This window comes from Sulfitobacter sp. TMED3, from assembly GCF_002167505.1.
Taxonomy (GTDB): domain Bacteria; phylum Pseudomonadota; class Alphaproteobacteria; order Rhodobacterales; family Rhodobacteraceae; genus Sulfitobacter; species Sulfitobacter pontiacus.
In genome coordinates this window covers 21975-42599 of record NZ_NHBI01000049.1, presented here as the reverse complement: position 1 = coordinate 42599, position 20625 = coordinate 21975, and the positions used below count along the sequence as shown (strand labels likewise).

Genomic DNA, 20625 nt, shown 5'->3' with positions numbered 1-20625 from the left:
TTCAAGATGTGGGGCTATGACCTGCCATCGTCGATCTATGAACCCGTTGTGGTCAAGTAAGGATTATCAATCATGAGTGCAGAACCCATTATCTATGGCCTGATCTTCGTCGGTGTCCTTGTGCTGGTCGAAGGGCTGTATCTGGTCGCTTTCGGTAAATCCATCAGCCTCAACAGCAAGGTCAACCGCCGGCTTGAAATGCTGGAAAAAGGGGCCCGCCGCGAAGAGGTTCTGGACAAGCTGCGCAAGGAAATGCAGCAGCACATGGATAATAAATCCATTCCGGTCTATTCCCTCCTCGCCGAGAAAGCACAAAAGGCCGCGATCGCCTTTGCGCCGAAACAGCTGATCATGATCATGGCCGGCCTTTCGGTCGTCGCCTTTCTGGGGCTGACCATCGGCACCAATACCGAAGTGCCCGTGCGTATTCTGATCTCTGTCGGGATCGGTGTCGGGGCGGTATTTTTCTGGATCTCGTCCAAAGCGAAAAAGCGCATGGACATGATCGAAGAGCAACTGCCTGACGCGGTGGAACTGATGGTGCGATCGTTGCGCGTGGGCCACCCTTTCACCAGTGCGATCTCTATCGTGTCCAAGGAAATCCAGGACCCGCTGGCGTCGGAATTCGGCGTGATCGCCGATGAAACCGCCTATGGCCGCGACATTGGTGAGGCGCTCAAGGATATGGCCGAACGGCTTGACATGCAGGATTTGCGCTTCCTCGCGGTGGCTGTGACCATCCAGCAGCAATCGGGGGGTAACCTTGCTGAAATCCTTGCGGGGTTGGCCAAGGTCATCCGCGCCCGCTTCCGCCTGTTCCGCCGCGTGCGCGCCATCACCGCCGAAGCAAAATGGTCCGGCAAGTTCCTGTCTGCCTTCCCGATCCTCGCGCTGATCGTGATCAAACTCGGTGACCCGCATTACTATGACGAAGTCATGACCCACCCGCTGTTCATCCCCGGCTGTATCGCGGTTGTCCTGTTCCTGTCGCTTAACCTCATCGTCATGCGCAAGCTGACCGATATCAAAGTCTAAGGGGGCCTCACTGTGAATTTCCTCAACTCACTCGACACCGCACTTGGTCCCATGGGCTGGATCGCCATTCTGGGCGCATTGGGCCTGACCATGGTGGGCGCAACGCTTGTCATGATCCTGCGCCAGCCCGAAGACCCTTTGGCCAAGCTCAAACGTAGCCAGACCGAGGCTGCCGATGCAGGCAAGCAACAGCGCCTGCGCCAGTCGGACCGCAACGAGAAGCTGCAAAAATTCGCCAAGTTCCTCGAACCCGAAGACGTGGAAGAGCTAAGCGCCAAGGCGCTGCTGTTGCGTCAGGCGGGCTATAGCTCGCGCGATGCGGTACGGTTCTTTCACTTTGCCCAGATGGCGCTTGGTATTGCCGGGCTGGTGATCGGCACCGTCTACATCAACTTCCTTGGCGGCGGCGAAGGTATGACCACCAACAAGATGATGCTGTATACCGTGGGCCCCGGCGGCATCGGATATTTCCTGCCGCGCTATTGGGTGACCCGCCGCGTCGCCGAGCGGAAAGAGGAAATCACACGCGGTTTTCCCGATGCGCTGGACATGATGCTCGTCTGCGTCGAAGCCGGCCAGTCGCTTGATCAATGTATCGTCCGCGTGGCCCGCGAATTGCGCGCCTCCTACCCTGCGCTGGCGGAAGAGTTCGAAATCGTCGCCTATGAGATGAAGGCCGGTAAAGACAAGGTCAGCGTGCTGAACGCCATGGGCGAACGCTGCGGCGTGCAAGATGTGTCGTCCTTTGTGACGGTGCTGGTACAATCCGCCGCCTTCGGCACATCCATCGCCGACGCGCTGCGGGTCTACGCCGCCGAGATGCGCGACAAACGCGTGATGCGCGCCGAAGAGGCCGCAAACAAGTTGCCAACCAAGATGACACTTGCCACAATGATGCTGACCGTTCCTCCGCTGCTGATCATTCTGGTCGCGCCATCGGTGATGAACATTACCAAACTAGGTCAGTAAGGCTCTGCATGATCCACATTCCCAAGCGCGCGTTACCCTTCAGGCTCGCGCTTTGTATGACCCTGATCGCCGGATTGGCCGCTTGCTCTGCAGGCGGTCTTTCCGCGTTTGGGGGCAAGCGCGCCAGCCCTGACAACCCCTTTGCCCCCGGTGTCAACACCCGCAAGGACGCCGAAGACGGGGTAGAGGTCGCCCACCGTCTCATGCGCGCGGGCGAATACGAACTTGCCATCCGCGCCTTCAACCGCGCCGCGCTCGCCTCCCAGTTGGACGCCGAAATCCTGTCGGGACTGGGCAGCGCCAACCTTGGGCTGGGGCGATTGGGTCAGGCGGAAAAGCTGCTGCGCGACGCTGTAGAAAAGGACGAAACCCACCCCGAGGTCTGGAATAATCTCGGCGTTGTGTTGATGGAACGCGGCAAACTCGCCGAAGCCCAGCTGACCTTTCGCAAGGCATATGCGCTCGATAATGGCGAAAGTGACGCAATCCGTGACAATTTGCGCTTAGCACTCGCAAAATCGGAAAACTCTGTTACGATCCCGGATCAAGAAGACAGTTATAAATTGGTGCGGCGCGGCTCGGGCGACTATCTGGTTCGGCCAGCATCATAACGAGGCAGAGCAGTAAAAGGACGCAAAAATGCGCCACCCTATCCTATTGGCCGCCTGCATTGCAGGCGTCGTCGCAGTAGCAGGCTGCGGCAAGAAATCCGGCGAGGATACCGTCACCCGCGCCTTCCAGGACGTGAATGTCGTGGATGAAAGCAACCTCAACGATGTGATGCTGACAGTGGCCGACCCGAACGAGGCGGTCAGCTATTTCACCCGCACCGCGCAGGAAAACCCCGACCGCATCGACATCCAGCGCAGCTTGGGCAAATCCCTGATCCGCGCCAAACGCAACCAAGAGGCCGCATCCGTCTGGGGCAAAGTTGCCGCTTCCAAAGATGCCACCCCCGATGACAAGGTCGATTACGCCGATGCGCTGATCCGCGCAGGCGATTGGGCCAAAGCGGAAAAGACGCTGGATTCCGTCCCGCCCACCCATGAAACCTACAACCGCTACCGGCTTGAGGCGATCGTCGCTGACAGCAAGCAGGAATGGGACAAGGCCGACAGTTTTTACGAGATCGCCATTGGTCTGACCACCAAGCCCGGTTCGGTCATGAACAACTGGGGCTACTCCAAATTGACGCGCGGCGACTATCAGGCTGCCGAACGCCTTTTCGGCGAGGCTGTGAAGCAGGATTCAACGCTGTTTACCGCCAAGAACAACCTGATCCTCGCCCGTGGCGCGCAACGTGAATACAGCCTCCCCCCGATCGAGATGGACCAGACCGAGCGCGCGCAACTGTTGCACACCCTCGCCCTCTCCGCGATCAAGAAGGGCGACGTTGAAACCGGTAAAGGGCTGCTGCGCGACGCCATCAGCACCCACCCGCAGCACTTCGAGGCCGCCGTCCGGTCGCTGCGCGCGCTGGAAAACGCAGGCTAACGCGTGGAGATCACCAGCTACGCAGCGCTGTGGTTCCTGCCCTTCGCGCTGCCCCTTTGTGCCTATACGATCTACACCGATCTGGCCTTTATGCGGATCACCAATGTCACGGTGATCGCATTGGCCGCCGTGTTCGTGCTGATCGGCCCGATTGCCCTGCCCTTTGACAGCTACCTCTGGCACCTGCTGGCGATGGTGGTAGCCCTTGTTGTGGGCATCTTCATGAACGCAGGCGGGCTGATGGGCGCGGGGGATGCGAAATTCATCGCCGCCGCCACACCCTTTATCGCGCTCGGGGATGTGCGCTTCGTCATGGCGCTGTTCATGGCGACGCTGGTTGCCGCCTATATCATTCACCGCGCCGCCAAATATTCCCCCCTGCGCAAGCTTGCCCCGCAATGGGTCAGCTGGCACGAAGCCAAGAAATTCCCCATGGGCCTCGCCCTTGGCACTGTGCTTGCCGCATATTTAATGCTCGGTGCCTACTTCGGGGCCTGATTTCGCCATATTCAACCGCTACGCCTTGGGGCACGCCCGTGTCCCCATGAAAGAAGCCTTCATGAATATGCAAACCAGCGCCGTCATGGCCCCCCCTCCGCCGCGCACCATCCAAGAGATGAAGCTGCCCGTGGTGATGATGCGCGACATCATGATCAAGACGATGTTCCGCAAGAACGTCACCATGGTCAGCGAACTCGCAGCGGCGATCTGCCTGCCGCTTCAGGTCACGCAAGAACTGGTGGATCTGTCGCGCGAACAACGCCTTCTCGAAGCGACGGGCACGCTCAACGCGAATAACGGCAATGAAATGGGCTATCAGCTGACCGATTTGGGCAAGGCCCGCGCGCTGGATGCCTTGGCGCAATCGGAATACTTCGGCCCGATGCCCGTGCCGCTTGATGTCTACCGCGAACAGATCAAGCGCCAGTCCGTACGCAACATGCAAATCACCCGCGCAAAGCTCGAAGCCGCCATGGGCCATCTGGTGCTCCCGTCCGAGCTGATCGGCAACCTTGGCCCAGCCGTGACGGCCGGTCGCTCCATCCTGATGTACGGCCCCCCCGGCAATGGTAAATCAAGCATCTCCAACGGCATTCGCGACGCGCTTGGCGACCGGATCTATGTCCCCCGTGCGATTGAATACGCCGGTCAGGTGATCACGGTCTATGACCCCATCGTACACACCGCCATTTCCGAAGAGAAACAAGATCCGAAATCCCTGCGCCGCGTGACGCGCTTTGACACCCGCTATGTCAAATGCGAACGCCCCACAGTGATCACCGGGGGCGAACTGACGCTCGATATGCTTGATCTGGTCTACAACCCCACCGCACGGACCTATCAGGCCCCGCTGCAACTGAAATCCACCGGTGGCATCTTCATCGTCGACGACCTTGGCCGACAGGCAGAATCGCCACAGGCGCTGGTCAACCGCTGGATCGTGCCGCTGGAAGAAAACAAGGACATCCTCGCCCTGCAATCCGGCGAGAAGTTCGAAGTTCCCTTCGACACGCTGGTGGTCTTCTCCACCAACTTCCACCCCAATGAGATCTTCGACCAGGCCGCCCTGCGCCGGATCTTCTTCAAGATCAAGATCGACGGACCCAATCAGGAAAACTTCCTCAAGATCTTTGCCATGGTCGCCAAGAAACGAAACATCAAACTGGACGAGGCGACGCTGATCCATTTGCTGAAAACAAAATACCCTACGATCAATAATGTGTTCGCCAACTATCAGCCGATCTTCCTGATCGACCAGATGATTTCCATCTGCGATTTCGAAGGTATCCCGCACCAGATGCGCCCTGATCTGATTGACCGAGCTTGGGCCAATATGTTCGTCGAGGATGAAACCATCGTAAGGTAGCACCGCGCTCGACACCGGCGCGGGCATCCGCTTCATTTTGCCAGATAAACTCCGGGGGTGCGGGGGCTGGCCCCCGCGTGCAAACAGCCTATCTTACGCCCCATGCAGACCCTGCCCCCCAAGTTCTCCGACTGGTTCGCCACCAAAGGCTGGTCCATCCACCCCCACCAGCAAGACATGCTGGACCGCGCCGACGCGCCCGCGCTGCTGTTGATCGCGCCGACGGGGGGCGGCAAGACGCTGTCGGGTTTTCTGCCCACGCTGGTCGATCTGGCCGACGGCGGTCACGACGGCATGCACACGCTCTATATCTCGCCGCTCAAGGCGCTGGCCGCGGATATCAAGCGCAACCTCACCACCCCGGTGACCGAAATGAGCCTCCCCATCCGGATCGAGGACCGCACCGGCGACACCTCGCAAACGCGCAAACGCCGGCAACGCGCCGACCCGCCCCATATCCTGCTGACCACCCCCGAAAGCCTTGCGCTGTTGACCTCCTACGAGGATGCACCGCGCATGTTCAAAGGGCTCAAACGTGTCGTGATCGACGAGATCCACGCGCTGGCCGACAGCAAGCGGGGCGACCAGCTGATGCTGGCGCTGGCACGGCTGCAACGCCTGTGCCCGGGGCTGAAACGGGTGGGCCTGTCAGCCACCGTCGAAGATCCCGCCGCCATCGCGCATTTCATGGCACGTCACCCCGACCCCTGTCCGATCCTGCTGGCTGATCCCGGCCCGCCGCCCGACATCCGGATGCTGCGCACGGACGCGGCCCCGCCGTGGTCCGGCAATGGGGCTGCCTATGCGATTCCGGCGGTGCTCGACCAGATACGCCAGCATAAAACCACCTTGATCTTCCACAATACCCGCGCTCAGGCCGAGATTTTCTTTCACAATCTCTGGCTCGCCAACGAAGACAGCCTGCCCATCGGCATCCACCACGGGTCGCTCGATCGGCAGCAACGCGAACGGGTCGAAGCCGCGATGGTGCGCGGTGATCTGCGCGCGATTGTCTGTACCGGCAGCCTTGATCTGGGGATCGATTGGGGCGATGTCGATCTTGTGATCCAGATCGGTGCGCCGAAAAATGTCAAACGGCTGGTCCAGCGCATCGGGCGGGCCAACCATCGCTATAACGCGCCCTCCAAAGCGCTGCTGGTGCCTGCCAACCGGTTCGAGGTGGTCGAATGTGTCGCCGCCCTCGACGCCGTGTTGGCAGGCGATCTTGACGGCGACCCCCGCGGCCCCGGCCCCCGCGATGTGTTATGCCAGCATATCCTGATCACCGCCTGCGCCGGCCCCTTCGACGCCGATGCGCTCTATGCCGAGGTGACCTCTGCCGGGGCCTATGCCAGCCTCAGCCGCGCCGCTTTTGACGCCTGCCTCGATTTCTGTGCCACGGGCGGCTACGCCCTGCGCGCCTACGACAGATGGCAACGTCTGATGTGCACAAACGGCAAATGGCACCTGCGCGACCCTCGCAGCAGCCAGCGTATCCGCATGAACATCGGGACCATTCAGGACACGGACACGCTGAAGGTCCGCATGAAACGCAACCGCGGCGGTGCCCCTTTGGGCGAAATCGAGGAAGGTTTCGCCGCCTCGCTCAGCGCGGGCGACACATTCCTGATCGGCGGCCAGATCGTCAAATACGAAGGGCTGCGGGAAATGACCGTAGAGGTCAGCCGCTCCGCCGCCAAGAAACCACGCGTCGCCACGTTCATGGGCACCAAATTCGCCACCTCGGCCCAGCTCTCCGCCCGCGTGCAACGCATGTTCACCCAAGACAGCTGGCCCGAGTTGCCGCGCCACACGGCCGAATGGCTGACCCTGCAACGCGAAGTCAGCCAACTGCCGCAACCGGGCCGACTGCTGATCGAAAGCTTCCCCCATGAGGGCCGCGCCCAAACGGTCTTCTACGGCTTCGCCGGTCGCAACGCGCAGCAAACGCTCGGGCTGCTGCTGACAAAACGGATGGAGGAACTGGGCCTGAACCCCCTGGGCTTCGTCGCCACCGATTATGCCACCCTGATCTGGGGGCTGGATCCGGTCAACGACCCCGCCCCGCTCGTTGATGCCACAGCCCTGCATGACGGGTTGGACCATTGGCTGGCCGGCAATGCGGTGATGAAACGCACGTTCCGCGCCGCCGCCACCATCGCAGGGCTGATCGAACGGAACACCCCCCAAGCCCGTAAGTCTGGCCGGCAGGCGACCTTCAGCTCTGATATCCTGTATGACACCTTGCAGAAATACGAACCCGATCACCTCTTGCTCGACATCACCCGCGAAGAGGCCCTGCGCGGGCTGGTCGACTTTGGCCGGATCGAGGAAATGCTGCATCGTATCAAGGGCCGGATAGACCACCGTATCCTCNACCGTGTCAGCCCGCTGTCCGCACCGCTGTTTCTGGAAATGGGNCGNGTGCCGGTCAANGGGCANGCAGAAGANCGTCTGCTGGCCGAGGAATCCGCGCGGTTGATGGAAGCCTCCGGCCTCGCANAGATCACGCCCGCGCCGGATAACATCCCCCNNAAACGGCGCTAGNCGTGGCAATCGCTGCGCAGCTGAGTATTTTTGAAAGGGTGAATTAACNTTCGCTTAGGTATTTTGCCCCATGATCACCCCGCGGTACAGGCTGGAGAGCCGATGACCGTAAAGGGTGAAGACGCCCCCACGCCCCTCGGGATCAGGCGGGGGCGTCTTCCGCTTCACCCTTTTTCAAATACTCCTGCGCCCCGCCATAGGCGCGTCCATCGGCCAGCGCCCCTTGCGCCCGCGGGCAAACTTGGTGATGAACGCAGCATGAACATCGGGTATGAATTCGACTTTTGCGGCGCGCGGCTGACGGCGCTTGGCTCTGGTGCCTTGTGGTGGGCAGATCACGGGCTGCTCTGCGTGTCCGACCTGCATCTTGGCAAAGCCGAACGGATTGCGCGGCGCGGCGGCACGGCGCTTCCCCCTTACGAGACGATGGACACGTTGATCCGGCTTGCGGCGGCGCTTGACCGTGTGCCGGCGCGCGTCGTGATGTGTCTGGGCGACAGTTTCGACGATCTGCACGCGGCCCATGCCCTGCCCGAGCCGGCACGGCTAACGTTGGCGCGGCTGCAGGCGGGGCGGCAGTGGCTGTGGGTAGAGGGCAACCACGACCCCGGCCCCGTCGAACTGGGCGGGGAGCATCTGGCCGAGCTTGTGATCGGCCCCTTGCAGTTCCGGCATATCGCACAGGCAGGCACGCAGGCCGAGGTTTCGGGGCATTATCACCCCAAGGCACGGCTGCGGCTGCGCGGGCGGTCGGTGACGCGTCCGGCCTTCCTCTATGACGACCGACGGCTGATCATGCCNGCCTTTGGCACCTATACCGGCGGGTTGTACAGTGACGCGCCGGTGCTACAGGCATTGATGGGTCCGCAGGCCTGCGCCATACTTACCGGACCGCAGCCCACCGCGATCCCCATGCCGCGCTANNCGCAGCCACGGGGCCGGCTATCCATGTTGAAAGAGCCCCTATGACCCCTCAAGAAATCGCCCGCATCCGCGACAGCTNTGCCGCACAATCGATGATGCAGACCCTCGGCGCTGAACTNAGTGATGTNTCAAAGGGGCTCATCCGGATCGAGGCACCGATCCTGCCCGGCACGCGCCAGCAGCAGGGGTTTGGCCACGCGGGGCTGACNTTCTCTATCGGGGACAGCGCNGCGGGCTATGCCGCGCTGACGACACTGCCCTTAGATACCGAGGTCGTCACCGCAGAGATCAAGATCAACCTGCTGGCCCCCGCCCGCGGAGACCGGCTGATCGCGATTGGCAAGGTGGTGAAACCGGGCAAGCGGCTTTGTGTGGTCACGGCCGAGGTCTTTGCCCAAACCGGCGACCAGCAGGTGNTGATCGCCTTGCTTCAGGGCACGATGGTGCCGGTTCCGGCAACCGCCGCTTAGGCGGTCAGCCCTTCGGGTTCGGGCAGCTCATGGGCACGGCAGCAGGCNGTAACCGTATTGGCCAGCAGACAGGCGATCGTCATCGGGCCCACGCCCCCCGGCACCGGGGTGATCGCACCGGCCACCTTGGCGCAGCTGTCAAAATCCACATCCCCGACCAGACGGGTCTTGCCCTCACCCCGCTCTGGCGCGTCGAGACGNTTGATGCCCACGTCGATGATTGTGGCCCCCGGTTTGATCCAGTCGCCCGGCACCATCTCGGGGCGGCCCACGGCGGCGATCACGATATCAGCGCGGCGCACAACANCGGCAAGGTCTTTGGTCCGCGAATGGGCGATGGTCACGGTGCAGCTGTCGTTNAGCAGAAGCTGGGCCATCGGTTTGCCNACGATATTGCTGCGCCCGATCACGACNGCATCCATCCCCGACAGGGNGCCGTGGTGGTCGCGCAGCATCATCAGACAGCCAAGCGGCGTGCAGGGCACCATGGANTTCTGCCCCGTGCCCAACAGNCCGACGTTCGAGATATGAAACCCGTCGACATCCTTGGCCGGATCAATCGCGCNGATCACAAGGTCTTCGTTCAGGTGATCGGGCAAGGGGAGCTGNACGAGGATACCGTGGATCGTNTCATCNTTGTTCAGCGTGTCGATCAGGGCCAGAAGCTCCGCCTCTGATGTGGTGTCNGNCAGCCGGTGTTCGACCGATTTCATGCCCACTTCCTTGGTCATCTTGCCCTTGGATTTGACATAAACCTCGGAGGCAGGATCGGCCCCGACAAGCACCACAGCCAGCCCCGGCGTGATCCCGTGATCGTCCTTCAGCCGCGTGACATGCTGGGCGACCTGCCCCCGCACCTGTGCTGCAAATGCCTTGCCGTCAATGATCGTCGCTGTCATGGGGACCGTCCTTTGTCTGTTGTGGCGCTGCTATCACCTNCCNCAGCAGGCGAAGGCGCGAAGGGGCGACCCTCCGCGCCCTGTTCATACGCGCTTAGAACAGACCTTCAACATCGCCGATGTCATTGAGACGAATATTTTCGGCAGAAGGCACCCGNGGCAGGCCCGGCATNGTCATNATCTCACCGCAGATGGCCACGACAAAGCCCGCGCCGGCAGACAGGCGCACCTCGCGCACGGGGATGGTAAAGCCGGTNGGCGCGCCGCGGGCTTCGGGATCGGTNGTAAAGCTGTATTGCGTTTTGGCCATACAGACCGGCAGATCGCCATATCCCTGCTCTTCCCAGTCTTTCAACTGGTTGAGGATTTTCTGNTCCATCACCGCCCCATCCGCGCGNTANATNTTTGTGGCGATGGTGTTGATCTTATCGGCCAGCGGCATCGCGTCGGGGTAGAGCGTGGCGAAATCCGCCTGACCCTTATCGATCGTCTCGACCACTTTCTCGGCAAGTTCGGCAGAGCCAGCGCTGCCCAATTCCCAGTGGCGGGACAGCACGGCCTCGGCCCCTTGCGAGGCGACATAGTCTTTGACCGCTTGCACCTCTGCGTCGGTGTCGGTGACGAAATGGTTGATCGCGACGACGACGGGCACGCCAAAGGATTTCAGGTTCTCGATGTGGCGGCCAAGGTTGGGGCAACCGGCCTGCACGGCGTCGACGTTTTCAGCGCCCAGATCGGCCTTGGCCACGCCGCCGTTCATCTTCATCGCGCGCACGGTGGCCACAACGACCACGCAGGCCGGTGCAAGCCCCGCCTTGCGGCATTTGATGTTCAGGAACTTTTCTGCCCCCAGATCCGCACCAAAGCCCGCTTCGGTCACGACGTAATCGGCCAGCTTCAGCGCGGTGGTGGTCGCGATGACAGAGTTGCAGCCATGCGCGATATTGGCGAAAGGCCCGCCGTGGACGAAAGCGGGGTTGTTTTCCAGCGTCTGTACAAGGTTCGGCTGCATCGCGTCTTTCAACAGCACGGTCATCGCACCATCCGCTTTGATATCGCGCGCATAGATCGGTTTCCGCTCGCGGGTATAGGCGACGATCATGTCGCCAAGGCGCTTTTGCAGGTCGTTCAGGTCTTTGGCCAAACACAAGATCGCCATGACTTCGGACGCGACGGTGATGTCGAACCCGGCCTCGCGGGGGAAACCGTTCGACACACCGCCCAAGGACGCCGTGATCTGGCGCAGGGCGCGGTCGTTCATGTCGACGACGCGNCGCCAGACGACNCGNCGCAGGTCGATCTCNAGCGCGTTGCCCCAATAGATGTGGTTNTCGATCATCGCGCTGAGCAGGTTGTGCGCCGAGGTGATGGCGTGGAAGTCACCGGTAAAATGCAGGTTCATCTCTTCCATCGGGACGATTTGCGCATAGCCGCCCCCCGCGGCCCCGCCCTTCATGCCGAAGTTCGGGCCAAGAGACGCCTCGCGGATACAGACGGCGGCATTCTTGCCGATGCGGTTCAAACCATCGCCCAGACCAACGGTGGTGGTCGTCTTGCCCTCGCCCGCGGGGGTGGGGTTGATCGCGGTGACGAGGATCAGCTTGCCATCGGGACGGTCCTGCACCGAGTTGATGAACTTTTGCGANACCTTCGCCTTGTCATGGCCGTAGGGCAGCAGATCATCGCTGCTGATGCCCAGCTTTTGCCCGATCNCCTGAATGGGGCGTTTGCTGGCTTCGCGTGCGATTTGGATGTCGGATTTAAAGGTCATATGTCCTCCCTGATGCGCCGTCGGCGTTCTATGTTTCTTATGTCCTCAATACGCCTGNGAGGGCATGGGCAGAGGGGGCAATTCCGACATATCCGGCGCTTGATGCGGCGATCCGGCGGGTGTGCCGCTGATTTGAGCATGGCGGGTCGCTGTGANCCCGCGCCCCATTGGGNCTAGCCGTGCTGCCAGGCTGGCTGGTCGGGGATGAACAGGCGCAGCGTATCACCGACGCGCAACAGCCCCTCGCGTTCGATCCAGGCGGTCACGCCGCGACGGTTCTCGGCGGCGGNTTTGAACTTGGGACCGTGGCCGGGGCTGTCTTGTTCGATCTCGCGACCGGGCAATACGCAGGGGCGGTTTTCGGTATCAATCGTGATCGTCGCACCCGAGGCAGCCTGAAGCCGNGCATTGGGCGGCACATGGGTGAAATCGGGGATGCCCTTGATCACCATCGACGTGCCAAGNTGNANGGGGTCCAGTGNCTCCATNCCCATGTCGGCCGCGATCAGGGCCATTTCTTCCGCAGACAGGATCGACAGCTGGCGCACGTTCCGGATCTCGGTGCCCTTGGGATAGAGGTTCGTGACCCGCACACAGGACGCGCGGGTCAGCCCCGNNTGCACGTCATCCTCGAAACCGGCGTAGCTGGCGAAAGCTTCGCTCCGGGGTTCGGCGCGGATNCCCTTGGCNAGCTTNGGCACCACACCAAGCCATGTGATCGTTGCGGTAAANTCGGTTTCTTTCATCGTCGGCATGACCGGCATCCTTTCGCGCTGCGTTGTCCGTAACCTGCGCAAAGCCGCGACAAAAGAAAAGGCCCCGCGGGTGCAGGGCCTTTTCTTTCGTATTCTGGTGATCAATGCCTAGGCGTCAGACGCTTGGCTCTGGCTCCATCCCGCTTGGCGGAGGCGTCTTCTTGCCTTTGGCCTTGGGGATCGCGGTCAGGCTTGGTTTGTCCATGCCGCTGGTGTCNTCGCCGTCCGGGTCTTGTGGCGGTTTGCCTTCCATGACGCGCTTGATCTCCTCGCCGGTGAGGGTCTCGTANTCCAGCAGACCTTGGGCCANACGTTCGAATTCTTCCTCGTGATCGGTGATCATTTTATAGGCGCGGTCGTAGCCNTCGTCGATGATGCGCTTCACTTCGGATTCGATCAGCTCTTTCGTGGCCGCAGAAACGCTGAACCCGCCCGCGCCGCCGTTGGCTTGGTAACCAGCCGCCGCTTCCGAATAGTCGATGTTCCCGACCTTGTCGGACATGCCCATGCGCATCACCATGCCACGNGCCAACTGGCTGGCCTGCATGATATCGCCCATCGGGCCCGACGANACGGTTTCAGCGCCATATTTGAAGATCTCAGCCGCTTTGCCCGCCATCGTCATGGCGATCTTTTGCTCGGCTTCGTCCTTGAACATTTGCAGTTTGTCCATTTCGGGCAGGCTCATCACCATACCCAAGGCACCGCCGCGCGGAATGATCGTGGCCTTATAGACAGGGTCNCATTTCGGCAGCTTNATCCCGACGATGGCGTGACCGGCTTCGTGGTAGGCGGTCTTTTCCTTCTGGTCCTGCGTCAACACCATCGACCGGCGCTCGGCACCCATCATGATCTTGTCTTTCGCGGCCTCGAAATCCATCATCGCGACAAAGCGACGGCCCACGCGCGCGGCGGTCAGAGCGGCCTCGTTCACGAGGTTCGCCAGATCCGCACCCGAGAAACCGGGCGTACCGCGCGCGATAATGCGCAGGTCTACGTCAGGGCCAAGCGGNGTCTTGCGCGCATGCACNCCAAGGATTTTCTCGCGGCCNTTGATGTCAGGGTTGCCCACGGTGACCTGACGGTCAAAGCGGCCCGGACGCAGCAAGGCTGGGTCCAGCACGTCTTTGCGGTTGGTCGCGGCGATGATGATCACGCCTTCGTTCGCCTCAAAGCCGTCCATCTCGACCAGCAGCTGGTTCAAGGTCTGCTCGCGCTCGTCATTGCCACCACCGTAGCCCGCGCCACGGGACCGGCCCACGGCGTCGATCTCATCGATGAACACGATGCAGGGCGCATTTTTCTTGGCCTGTTCGAACATGTCGCGCACGCGGCTGGCACCGACGCCAACGAACATCTCGACGAAGTCGGAGCCCGAAATGGTGAAGAACGGCACACCCGCTTCGCCGGCAATCGCCCGCGCCAGCAGGGTCTTACCGGTACCGGGAGGGCCCTCAAGCAGCGCGCCTTTGGGGATCTTGCCGCCCAAACGGCTGAACTTTTGCGGGTTGCGCAGGAATTCGACGATCTCTTCCAGCTCCTCCTTTGCCTCGTCGATGCCCGCCACGTCGTCAAACGTCACACGACCGTGTTTTTCGGTCAGCATCTTGGCCTTGGACTTGCCGAACCCCATCGCCCCGCCTTTGCCACCGCCCTGCATGCGGTTCATGAAATAGATCCACACACCGATCAGCAGAAGGATGGGCAACAGCGACATCAGGAAGGTCTGGAAACCGGATTGTTGCTGGGGTTCAGCGCGCACAGGGATGTCCTTGGACATCAGCAGGCTGGTGACCTCGGCGTCTTCGGGCCGGATCGTGACATAGTCACTGCCATCGGCACGACGGAAACGAACCTGTTCACCATCAAGCGTGACGTTGCGCACGTCCCCTGCTTCGACAGCGGTCACAAATTCGGAATAGCTGATTTCACGGCTTTGCAGCCCGCCAGTCGAGCCGCTGAACAGATTGAACAGCGCCAAAACCAAAAGCATCAATACAACCCAAAAGGCGAGATTGCGCATATTACCCAAAGGAAAGTCTCCTACATCCGGGGGACGGCACCAAACACAGCGCCCAATGCGTGTAAGATAGACACGATCGGCGCATGTTCAATGCGTCATATGTGCGGCGAAAAAGGCATCTTCGCCGCGTTCGAGCACTGCTTGCCAGTTTTGCGACCGACCGACAAGGGGGGCAGCGACCAGTTCCGCGCCCTGCCACACCGCCGGAGAGGCCAGCAAGACGCTGCGCGGCACGCCCAAATCGCGCCAATCAGCAAAGCCGCGCAGCCCCTCAGCGCCCAAGGCACGGATCATGGTTTGCGTTTCGGGCGCGGGCGTATCGCCGCAAGGTTCCAGACGCCAGCGGCCGTCCCAGAGTGCGCCGACGGGCGCATCAACCGCCCGCACCGCCTGCAACTCCCTGTAAATCCACAGTTTATCGTGCTTCAAACGCAGCTCGCACCCCTGCACGGTCGCGGCACCAGCATCATCAAGCGCTGTCAGCACCTCTGCCACGGCGCTACTGCGTGGGGCGTAGGTGGCACCGTTGATCCAGGCGATCGTGTGGGTCAGCAAACGGCGGCGTGTCTCTGTCGGGAGATCACATAGCGCCTGCCAATCCATCGCCACGGCACCGCATTGAACGTGAGCATGGGCGCGTGCGGCGGCAAACATCTGCGCGTCAAGCGCGGTACGGGCATCGGCAAGGTGGCGCGAGACATCAGCAAGTGCGGCAGAATCAACGCCCAGATCGGTCAGCACCGCCAGCGCCTTGCGGATGCGCACCCGCGCAAAGCTGTCATCCTCGTTGCTGGGGTCATCAACCCAAGTCACCCCGCGTTGCGTCAGATGCGCGCGCAGGTCGGCGCGGCGGGCGTTGAGCAAGGGCCTGTGCCAACGCATGCCGTGACGGTCGAACATCGCAGGCATGGCGGATAGCCCGTCGACCCCTGCCCGGCGCCCCAAACGCATCACGAAAGTCTCTGCCAGATCGTCGGCGGTATGCCCGATGCAGACAGCGCCAATGCCCTGCCCCCGTGCCCAATCCGCCAACAACCGGTAACGCGCCTTGCGGGCCTCGTTTTGCAAATTGCCGCTGTGGTCCCAGCCCGTCCACATCAACGTGTCATGCGGAACGCCAAGCGCGCGACACTGGGCGGCGACCATCGCGGCTTCGCGGGCGGCCTCGGGTCGCAGGCCGTGATCGACGGTCGCTGCGTGCAGCGCGATCCCGCGGCTGCGGGCATAGTCGTTCAAAAGATGTAAAAGTGCGACAGAGTCGCCGCCCCCCGACACCGCCACACCCAATACGGGCGGCGGCGCGGGGTCAAAGCTGGCGGCGATGCTCTGCGCCAGCGGGTCGGTCATCGGATCACTGGCAGGCAAGCACGCTGCGTTCGGATTGGGCTTGCGCAACGAAGGGGCTTGTGGGGAAGCGCGATGCGACTTCGCCCAAGGTGACGCAGGCTTCTTGGGTTTGGCNCAAGGCCCCCAAAGAGCTGCCAAGCTGGTACAGTGCTTCTGCCGCGACAGGCCCCGCGGGATCGGCGCTAAAGCTTGCCAGATAGGCGCGTGCCGCTTCGCGGGTNTCGCCCAGACCGTCNAGCGCGTCGCCGCGCCGCAGGTCGGCTTCGGGGCCTAGCGGTCCGCCCGGATAGGTCTGATTGAAGGTCGCAAACTGGTCTGCGGCGCTGCGAAAGTCACCGTCAGCGAGCGCCGCCTTCGCCCGCTCGAAGTCTGTTTTTTCACCCACCGCAAGTTCTGCGGTATTGGTGGGGGTAGANGTATTGGCCAACGGGTCCGCTGGTGCGGGCACGGGCGTGGCGGGTGCCATGGTCGCGGGCATCTCGCCCCCGCCAAGGGTAGAAGTCTGGCCGAGGCTGCCCACATCGCCGCCTTCAAGCTCCACGAGCCGGAATTCCAGATCACCGATCCGGTTGGTCCCGTCGGTGACCACGCGGTTGATCCGGTTTTCCAGCTCTTCGGTTTTAGAGGTCAGGCGCTGCAGTTCGCTTTCCATTGCATTGACGCGCTCAAGCACCGANCCACCGGTCACGGCAACGCTCGCGCCGCCCGTGGTGGACAGTTCCCGGCGCAGCTTTTGCACCTCGACGTTCAGNACCGTCAGTTCCTGACGCACATCCGCCAAAGTCTGCGCATCCTGCGCCTGCGCNGCGACCGGCCCNAAGGCCAGTCCAAGCGCTACAATCAAAGCAAACCGCATATTAAAATCCTAACCTANCGTAGACGACTTAGCTGGTCAGACCGCCCGCAAGTACGGTCACGGCCCGACGGTTCTTGGCATAGCATGCCTCGCTCGAACAGACTTCGATCGGGCGTTCCTTACCATAGCTTACAACGCGAAGACGGCTGGCGGCGATCCCGCGCGAGATCAAATATTCGCGCGCGGCATTGGCACGGCGTGCGCCAAGCGCAAGGTTGTATTCCCGTGTGCCCTGCTCGTCCGCGTGACCTTCGATCACNGCTTGGTAATCGGTGTTGGTGTTCANCCAGGCTGCCTGACCGTCCAGCGTCGCTTGACCTTCGGGGGTCAGGTTGGATTGGTCNACCANGAACAGCACGCGNTCNCCNACGGCTTGCTGGAAATATGCCGTAGAAGCCGGGTCGTTCGCGCTGCCGGGGATAATGCCCCCGTTCAGGCCNGCGCCATTCGCGGCACCGTTATTCATGCCGTCCGCGCCAAAGCGGTCAGGGTTGGTACANGCCGATACGGCCAGGGCTGCGATCAATAGAGTTGCGGTGAGAATGCGGTTCATGGACTGTGCCTTTTTGACGATAGCATTTTAATGTGTCTGTTGTGACGGTGTTACCATAGTGCCTTGGTATTGGGAAACACCAAGGCACTATGGCTNTTNTTTACTTCTGAAGCGGCGACCAAGACGGATCCGATCCGCCCTCTTGGGTGCGCACAGGCTTGAGGTTCCGGCCCGAGATATCGACGGAATAAAGCGACGACGCCCCGCCTGCCCCTTGGGTTTCCCGCGCGAACATGATGACGCGGCCGTTGGGGGCCCATGTGGGGCCTTCATCCAGGAACGACGCGGTCAGCAGACGTTCTTCCGACCCGTCCAGCCGCATCANGCCGATGTGGAACCGGCCCTTGTTCTGCTTGGTAAAGGCCACCAGATCGCCGCGCGGCGACCAGACCGGCGTGCCATAGCGCCCNTCNCCAAACGAGATCCGTGTCGCCTCGCCGCCNGTNGCTGGCATGATATANAGCTGCTGCGATCCCGAACGGTCGCTTTCGAAAACGATCCGGCTACCATCCGGCGAATAGCTGGGCGCGGTTTCGATCGCAGGCGTATTGGTCAGCCGTGTCGACTGGCCGGTGTTGATATCCATCGTGTAGATATCCGTGTTCCCNCCTTGGGTCAGCGAATAGACAACCGTATTGCCGGACGGAGAGAACCGCGGNGCNAAGCTCATGGTGCCTTCGGCGCTTTCCAGCACGCGACGCTGCACCGACCCGATGTCGAGCACATAGATCCGCGGGAAGCCGCTTTCGTAGCTGGTGTAGAGAATACGATCCCCCGAGGGCGAGAACCGCGGTGCCAGCACGATGGACGAGCTGTCGGTCAGATAGCGCACATTGGCCCCNTCATAATCCATCACAGCCAGCCGTTTCGCGCGGTCATCCTTGGGCCCCGTCTCGGAGACATAGACGACGCGGCTGTCGAAATAGCCCCCTTCGCCCGTGATACGCGAATAGACGGCATCCGCCACCTTATGCGCCATGCGACGCCAGCCATCGACCGTGCCCGAAAACTGCAAGCCCGACCCCAGTTCAGCGCCCGAAAACACGTCATACAGGCGGAACTTCACGTTCAACGTATTGCCCGAGACACTGACGGCACCGGTGATCAGCGCCTGCGCGTTGATCGCCTTCCAGTCAGCATATTGGATCGGCGCGTTAAAATCGCTTACGGTCGAGATATAGGCGCTNGCCGGTACTTCNCGGAACAGNCCAGANCCGACAAGATCTTCGGACACGACCCGCGCCAGATCAACGGCCATCTGCCCCGCGTCCCCGCTTTCGGGCTGAAAGCTGGGCACAGCAAAGGGCAAGGGTTCAATCACACCTTCGGTAATCTCGATCCGCAATGGTCCATCCTGCGCCTGCGCGACCGAGGCAACACCGCCGATAAGCGCGAGACAGAGGCTCAGAATTCGTACAATCATTTGATGCGCATCCTTTCAGGATTAAAGGTCATCTCAATATTCTGCCATTGACCGAATTTTTCTACAGGAAGCTGATACCCGCGCGCGCCGCAGCGGATAATTGCCCGCCGTGCGGCCTCGAACGCCTGATTGGCAGCCCCCTGTGATCCGCCCGAACTGCTGGTCATCTTGATCGAATTGGTCTGTGGCGTGCCATCTTGGTTCATTGCGACACTCACCACTACAGTAGTGCGCAATGCCTCGGAGGAAAGGGACCCCACGTTCCAGCACGACGATACNGCCACGCGCAGCGATTCTTTCTCGCCAGCCGACAATGGCGGGCCNGAGGGTGCNGCCGGCGTTGCAGGCGCGTCGGTCTCTCCCATGGCTTCGGCGAGNGCGGCTGCCACGGCGTCCTTNTCCGTTGTCGGTTCGGGCGTCGGCTTGGGGGCCTCTGGCTTGGGTGTTTCCGGCTTCGGTGTGGCGGGTTTTGGCGTTTCGGGTTTCGGCGTCTCCACGGGTGCCTCTGCCACCTGCGGCGCAGGAGGTGTGGGNCGGCGGGCCGGAGGGCGTGCGGATTGGGTCGGCGACGCTTTGGGCGCTTCCGTTGCTTCGGTCACAATCTGCGTCGTCGCCTCTTCGGGGGCGGTGGCTTCCTGTGCCTCTTCCACGANCTTCTCTGCCGGCGCATCCGGTGTCGCGGCCTCGCGCAGCACATCATCGGTGCGCGCCTCGGGATCCGGNGCCTCTACGGGTTCGGGGGCCACNCGCTCTACAGGGCGCGGCACGGCGACGGGTGCTTCCTCTGGCGTCAGAACGGCGACATCGGCNGGCGGCTCGGGCAGCTCGGGGGCCTGATCGCTCACGTCCTCCGAGGGGGGCGGTGCGATGGGTTCAGGCTCNGGCACAGGCTCCGGCTCCGGGGCGGGCTCGGGCTCCGGCGCAGGCTCAGGGGTCGGTTCCGGTTCGGGGGCGGGTTCCGGTTCAGGGGCAGGGGTCGGTTCCGGTTCGGGGGCGGGTTCCGGTTCAGGGGCAGGCTCGGGCTGCGCTGCGGCCTCCGCCTGCGCGGATTGCGCTGCGGCGACCATCTCGTCATATTGCGCGGCAGAGATGACCGACACCTCCTGCATCTCTACAGGGTCGCTGTGCGAGGTAAAGATATTCCCCAGCAATAGCCAGCCGATGAGCCCCAAGTGACCCGCGCCAGAGATGTAATGCCCCTTGTGCATGGTTACCCGCCTGACGCGCCTGTGCCGTCCAACTTCGGCCCACCGGTTTCAGTCACCAGACCAATGTTGCTAAAGCCACCTGCGTTCAGCGCCCCCATGACTTCCATGATCGAGGCATAGGGCACAGCCCCATCCGCACGCAGGAACACGCGGTCGCTCGCACGCTCTGCCGAAATGGCACGCAGCTTGGCAACCAGATCATCACGCCCGGTCTCTGTCTTCTGGATCTGCACGGACCCATCCGCCAGAACGGTCACGGTCAACGGCTCCTCCTGCTCGGACGGCAGGGCTGTGGCCGCTGTTTTGGGCAGCTCGACCGGCACGCCAACGGTCAGCAAAGGTGCCGCGACCATAAAGATGATCAAGAGCACCAGCATCACGTCAACGAACGGCGTGATGTTGATCTCTGCCATCGGCTGCGCACGGCCGCGACGGCGGCCACGGCCACCCCCGCCCTGCTTTTTCATCACCCCACCTGCCATGG

19 protein-coding genes are annotated in these 20625 nt (G+C 62.0%); 9 read left to right on the top strand and 10 right to left on the bottom strand.

Going from position 1 to position 20625, the window contains the following annotated elements:
* The first annotated feature begins 72 nt into the window (after positions 1-72).
* The 9 genes from CBB63_RS12490 (at position 73) to CBB63_RS12450 (ending at position 9306) form a co-directional block, all read left to right on the top strand.
* Positions 73-1035: a type II secretion system F family protein gene (locus CBB63_RS12490; RefSeq protein ID WP_005851670.1), complete on the top strand. Its 963-nt coding sequence runs from the start codon at positions 73-75 to the stop codon at positions 1033-1035.
* Positions 1036-1047: 12 nt separating this feature from the next.
* The gene (locus CBB63_RS12485; protein WP_373276849.1) at positions 1048-2004 is read left to right on the top strand and encodes a type II secretion system F family protein; all 957 of its coding nucleotides are present in this window, start codon (positions 1048-1050) and stop codon (positions 2002-2004) included.
* A 56-nt stretch (positions 2005-2060) separates the two neighbouring features.
* Positions 2061-2615 (top strand): tetratricopeptide repeat protein, encoded by a 555-nt coding sequence (locus CBB63_RS12480; protein ID WP_005851668.1) that lies wholly within the window; start codon positions 2061-2063, stop codon positions 2613-2615.
* Between the two features lie 28 nt (positions 2616-2643).
* A complete protein-coding gene (locus tag CBB63_RS12475) occupies positions 2644-3498 on the top strand; it encodes a tetratricopeptide repeat protein (RefSeq protein WP_005851667.1) in 855 nt (284 codons plus the stop codon).
* Positions 3499-3501: 3 nt separating this feature from the next.
* On the top strand, positions 3502-3996 hold the full coding sequence (locus tag CBB63_RS12470) for a prepilin peptidase (protein WP_037965056.1): 495 nt from the start codon (positions 3502-3504) through the stop codon (positions 3994-3996).
* Positions 3997-4057: 61 nt separating this feature from the next.
* Positions 4058-5365, top strand: coding sequence for a DUF8689 domain-containing protein (locus CBB63_RS12465; protein WP_005851665.1), 1308 nt, complete (start codon positions 4058-4060; stop codon positions 5363-5365).
* Positions 5366-5467: 102 nt separating this feature from the next.
* Complete coding sequence (locus tag CBB63_RS12460) at positions 5468-7912, top strand: ligase-associated DNA damage response DEXH box helicase (protein WP_286699378.1); 2445 nt, start codon at positions 5468-5470, stop codon at positions 7910-7912.
* 258 nt (positions 7913-8170) lie between these two features.
* On the top strand, positions 8171-8881 hold the full coding sequence (gene pdeM, locus CBB63_RS12455) for a ligase-associated DNA damage response endonuclease PdeM (protein WP_286699377.1): 711 nt from the start codon (positions 8171-8173) through the stop codon (positions 8879-8881).
* Positions 8878-9306, top strand: a complete 429-nt coding sequence (locus CBB63_RS12450) for a PaaI family thioesterase (protein ID WP_286699376.1) — start codon at positions 8878-8880, stop codon at positions 9304-9306. Before pdeM ends, CBB63_RS12450 begins: the two co-directional genes overlap by 4 nt.
* On the opposite strand, the gene folD is transcribed toward CBB63_RS12450, so the two are convergent.
* From folD to tolR, 10 genes are all read right to left on the bottom strand, one after another.
* Positions 9303-10205 carry a bifunctional methylenetetrahydrofolate dehydrogenase/methenyltetrahydrofolate cyclohydrolase FolD gene (folD, locus tag CBB63_RS12445; RefSeq protein WP_286699375.1) on the bottom strand — a complete coding sequence of 301 codons (903 nt, stop codon included), beginning with the start codon at positions 10203-10205 and terminating at the stop codon, positions 9303-9305. The two genes, CBB63_RS12450 and folD, sit on opposite strands and share 4 nt — an antisense overlap.
* 94 nt (positions 10206-10299) lie before the next feature.
* Positions 10300-11976, bottom strand: coding sequence for a formate--tetrahydrofolate ligase (locus CBB63_RS12440; RefSeq protein ID WP_286699374.1), 1677 nt, complete (start codon positions 11974-11976; stop codon positions 10300-10302).
* 173 nt (positions 11977-12149) lie between these two features.
* The gene (locus CBB63_RS12435; protein WP_286699373.1) at positions 12150-12731 is read right to left on the bottom strand and encodes an MOSC domain-containing protein; all 582 of its coding nucleotides are present in this window, start codon (positions 12729-12731) and stop codon (positions 12150-12152) included.
* A gap of 115 nt (positions 12732-12846) precedes the next feature.
* Positions 12847-14763, bottom strand: a complete 1917-nt coding sequence (ftsH, locus tag CBB63_RS12430) for an ATP-dependent zinc metalloprotease FtsH (protein ID WP_286699372.1) — start codon at positions 14761-14763, stop codon at positions 12847-12849.
* Between the two features lie 78 nt (positions 14764-14841).
* Positions 14842-16101 (bottom strand): tRNA lysidine(34) synthetase TilS, encoded by a 1260-nt coding sequence (tilS, locus tag CBB63_RS12425; protein ID WP_502695919.1) that lies wholly within the window; start codon positions 16099-16101, stop codon positions 14842-14844.
* Between the two features lie 4 nt (positions 16102-16105).
* A complete protein-coding gene (gene ybgF, locus CBB63_RS12420) occupies positions 16106-16957 on the bottom strand; it encodes a tol-pal system protein YbgF (protein WP_286699370.1) in 852 nt (283 codons plus the stop codon).
* Positions 16958-16985: 28 nt separating this feature from the next.
* On the bottom strand, positions 16986-17510 hold the full coding sequence (gene pal / locus CBB63_RS12415; RefSeq protein WP_286699369.1) for a peptidoglycan-associated lipoprotein Pal: 525 nt from the start codon (positions 17508-17510) through the stop codon (positions 16986-16988).
* Positions 17511-17610: 100 nt separating this feature from the next.
* Positions 17611-18933, bottom strand: coding sequence for a Tol-Pal system beta propeller repeat protein TolB (gene tolB, locus CBB63_RS12410; RefSeq protein ID WP_286699368.1), 1323 nt, complete (start codon positions 18931-18933; stop codon positions 17611-17613).
* Positions 18930-20141 (bottom strand): cell envelope integrity protein TolA, encoded by a 1212-nt coding sequence (gene tolA / locus CBB63_RS12405; protein WP_286699367.1) that lies wholly within the window; start codon positions 20139-20141, stop codon positions 18930-18932. Before tolA ends, tolB begins: the two co-directional genes overlap by 4 nt.
* A gap of 2 nt (positions 20142-20143) precedes the next feature.
* Complete coding sequence (gene tolR, locus CBB63_RS12400; RefSeq protein ID WP_005851648.1) at positions 20144-20623, bottom strand: protein TolR; 480 nt, start codon at positions 20621-20623, stop codon at positions 20144-20146.
* Between the last annotated feature and the right edge of the window lie 2 nt (positions 20624-20625).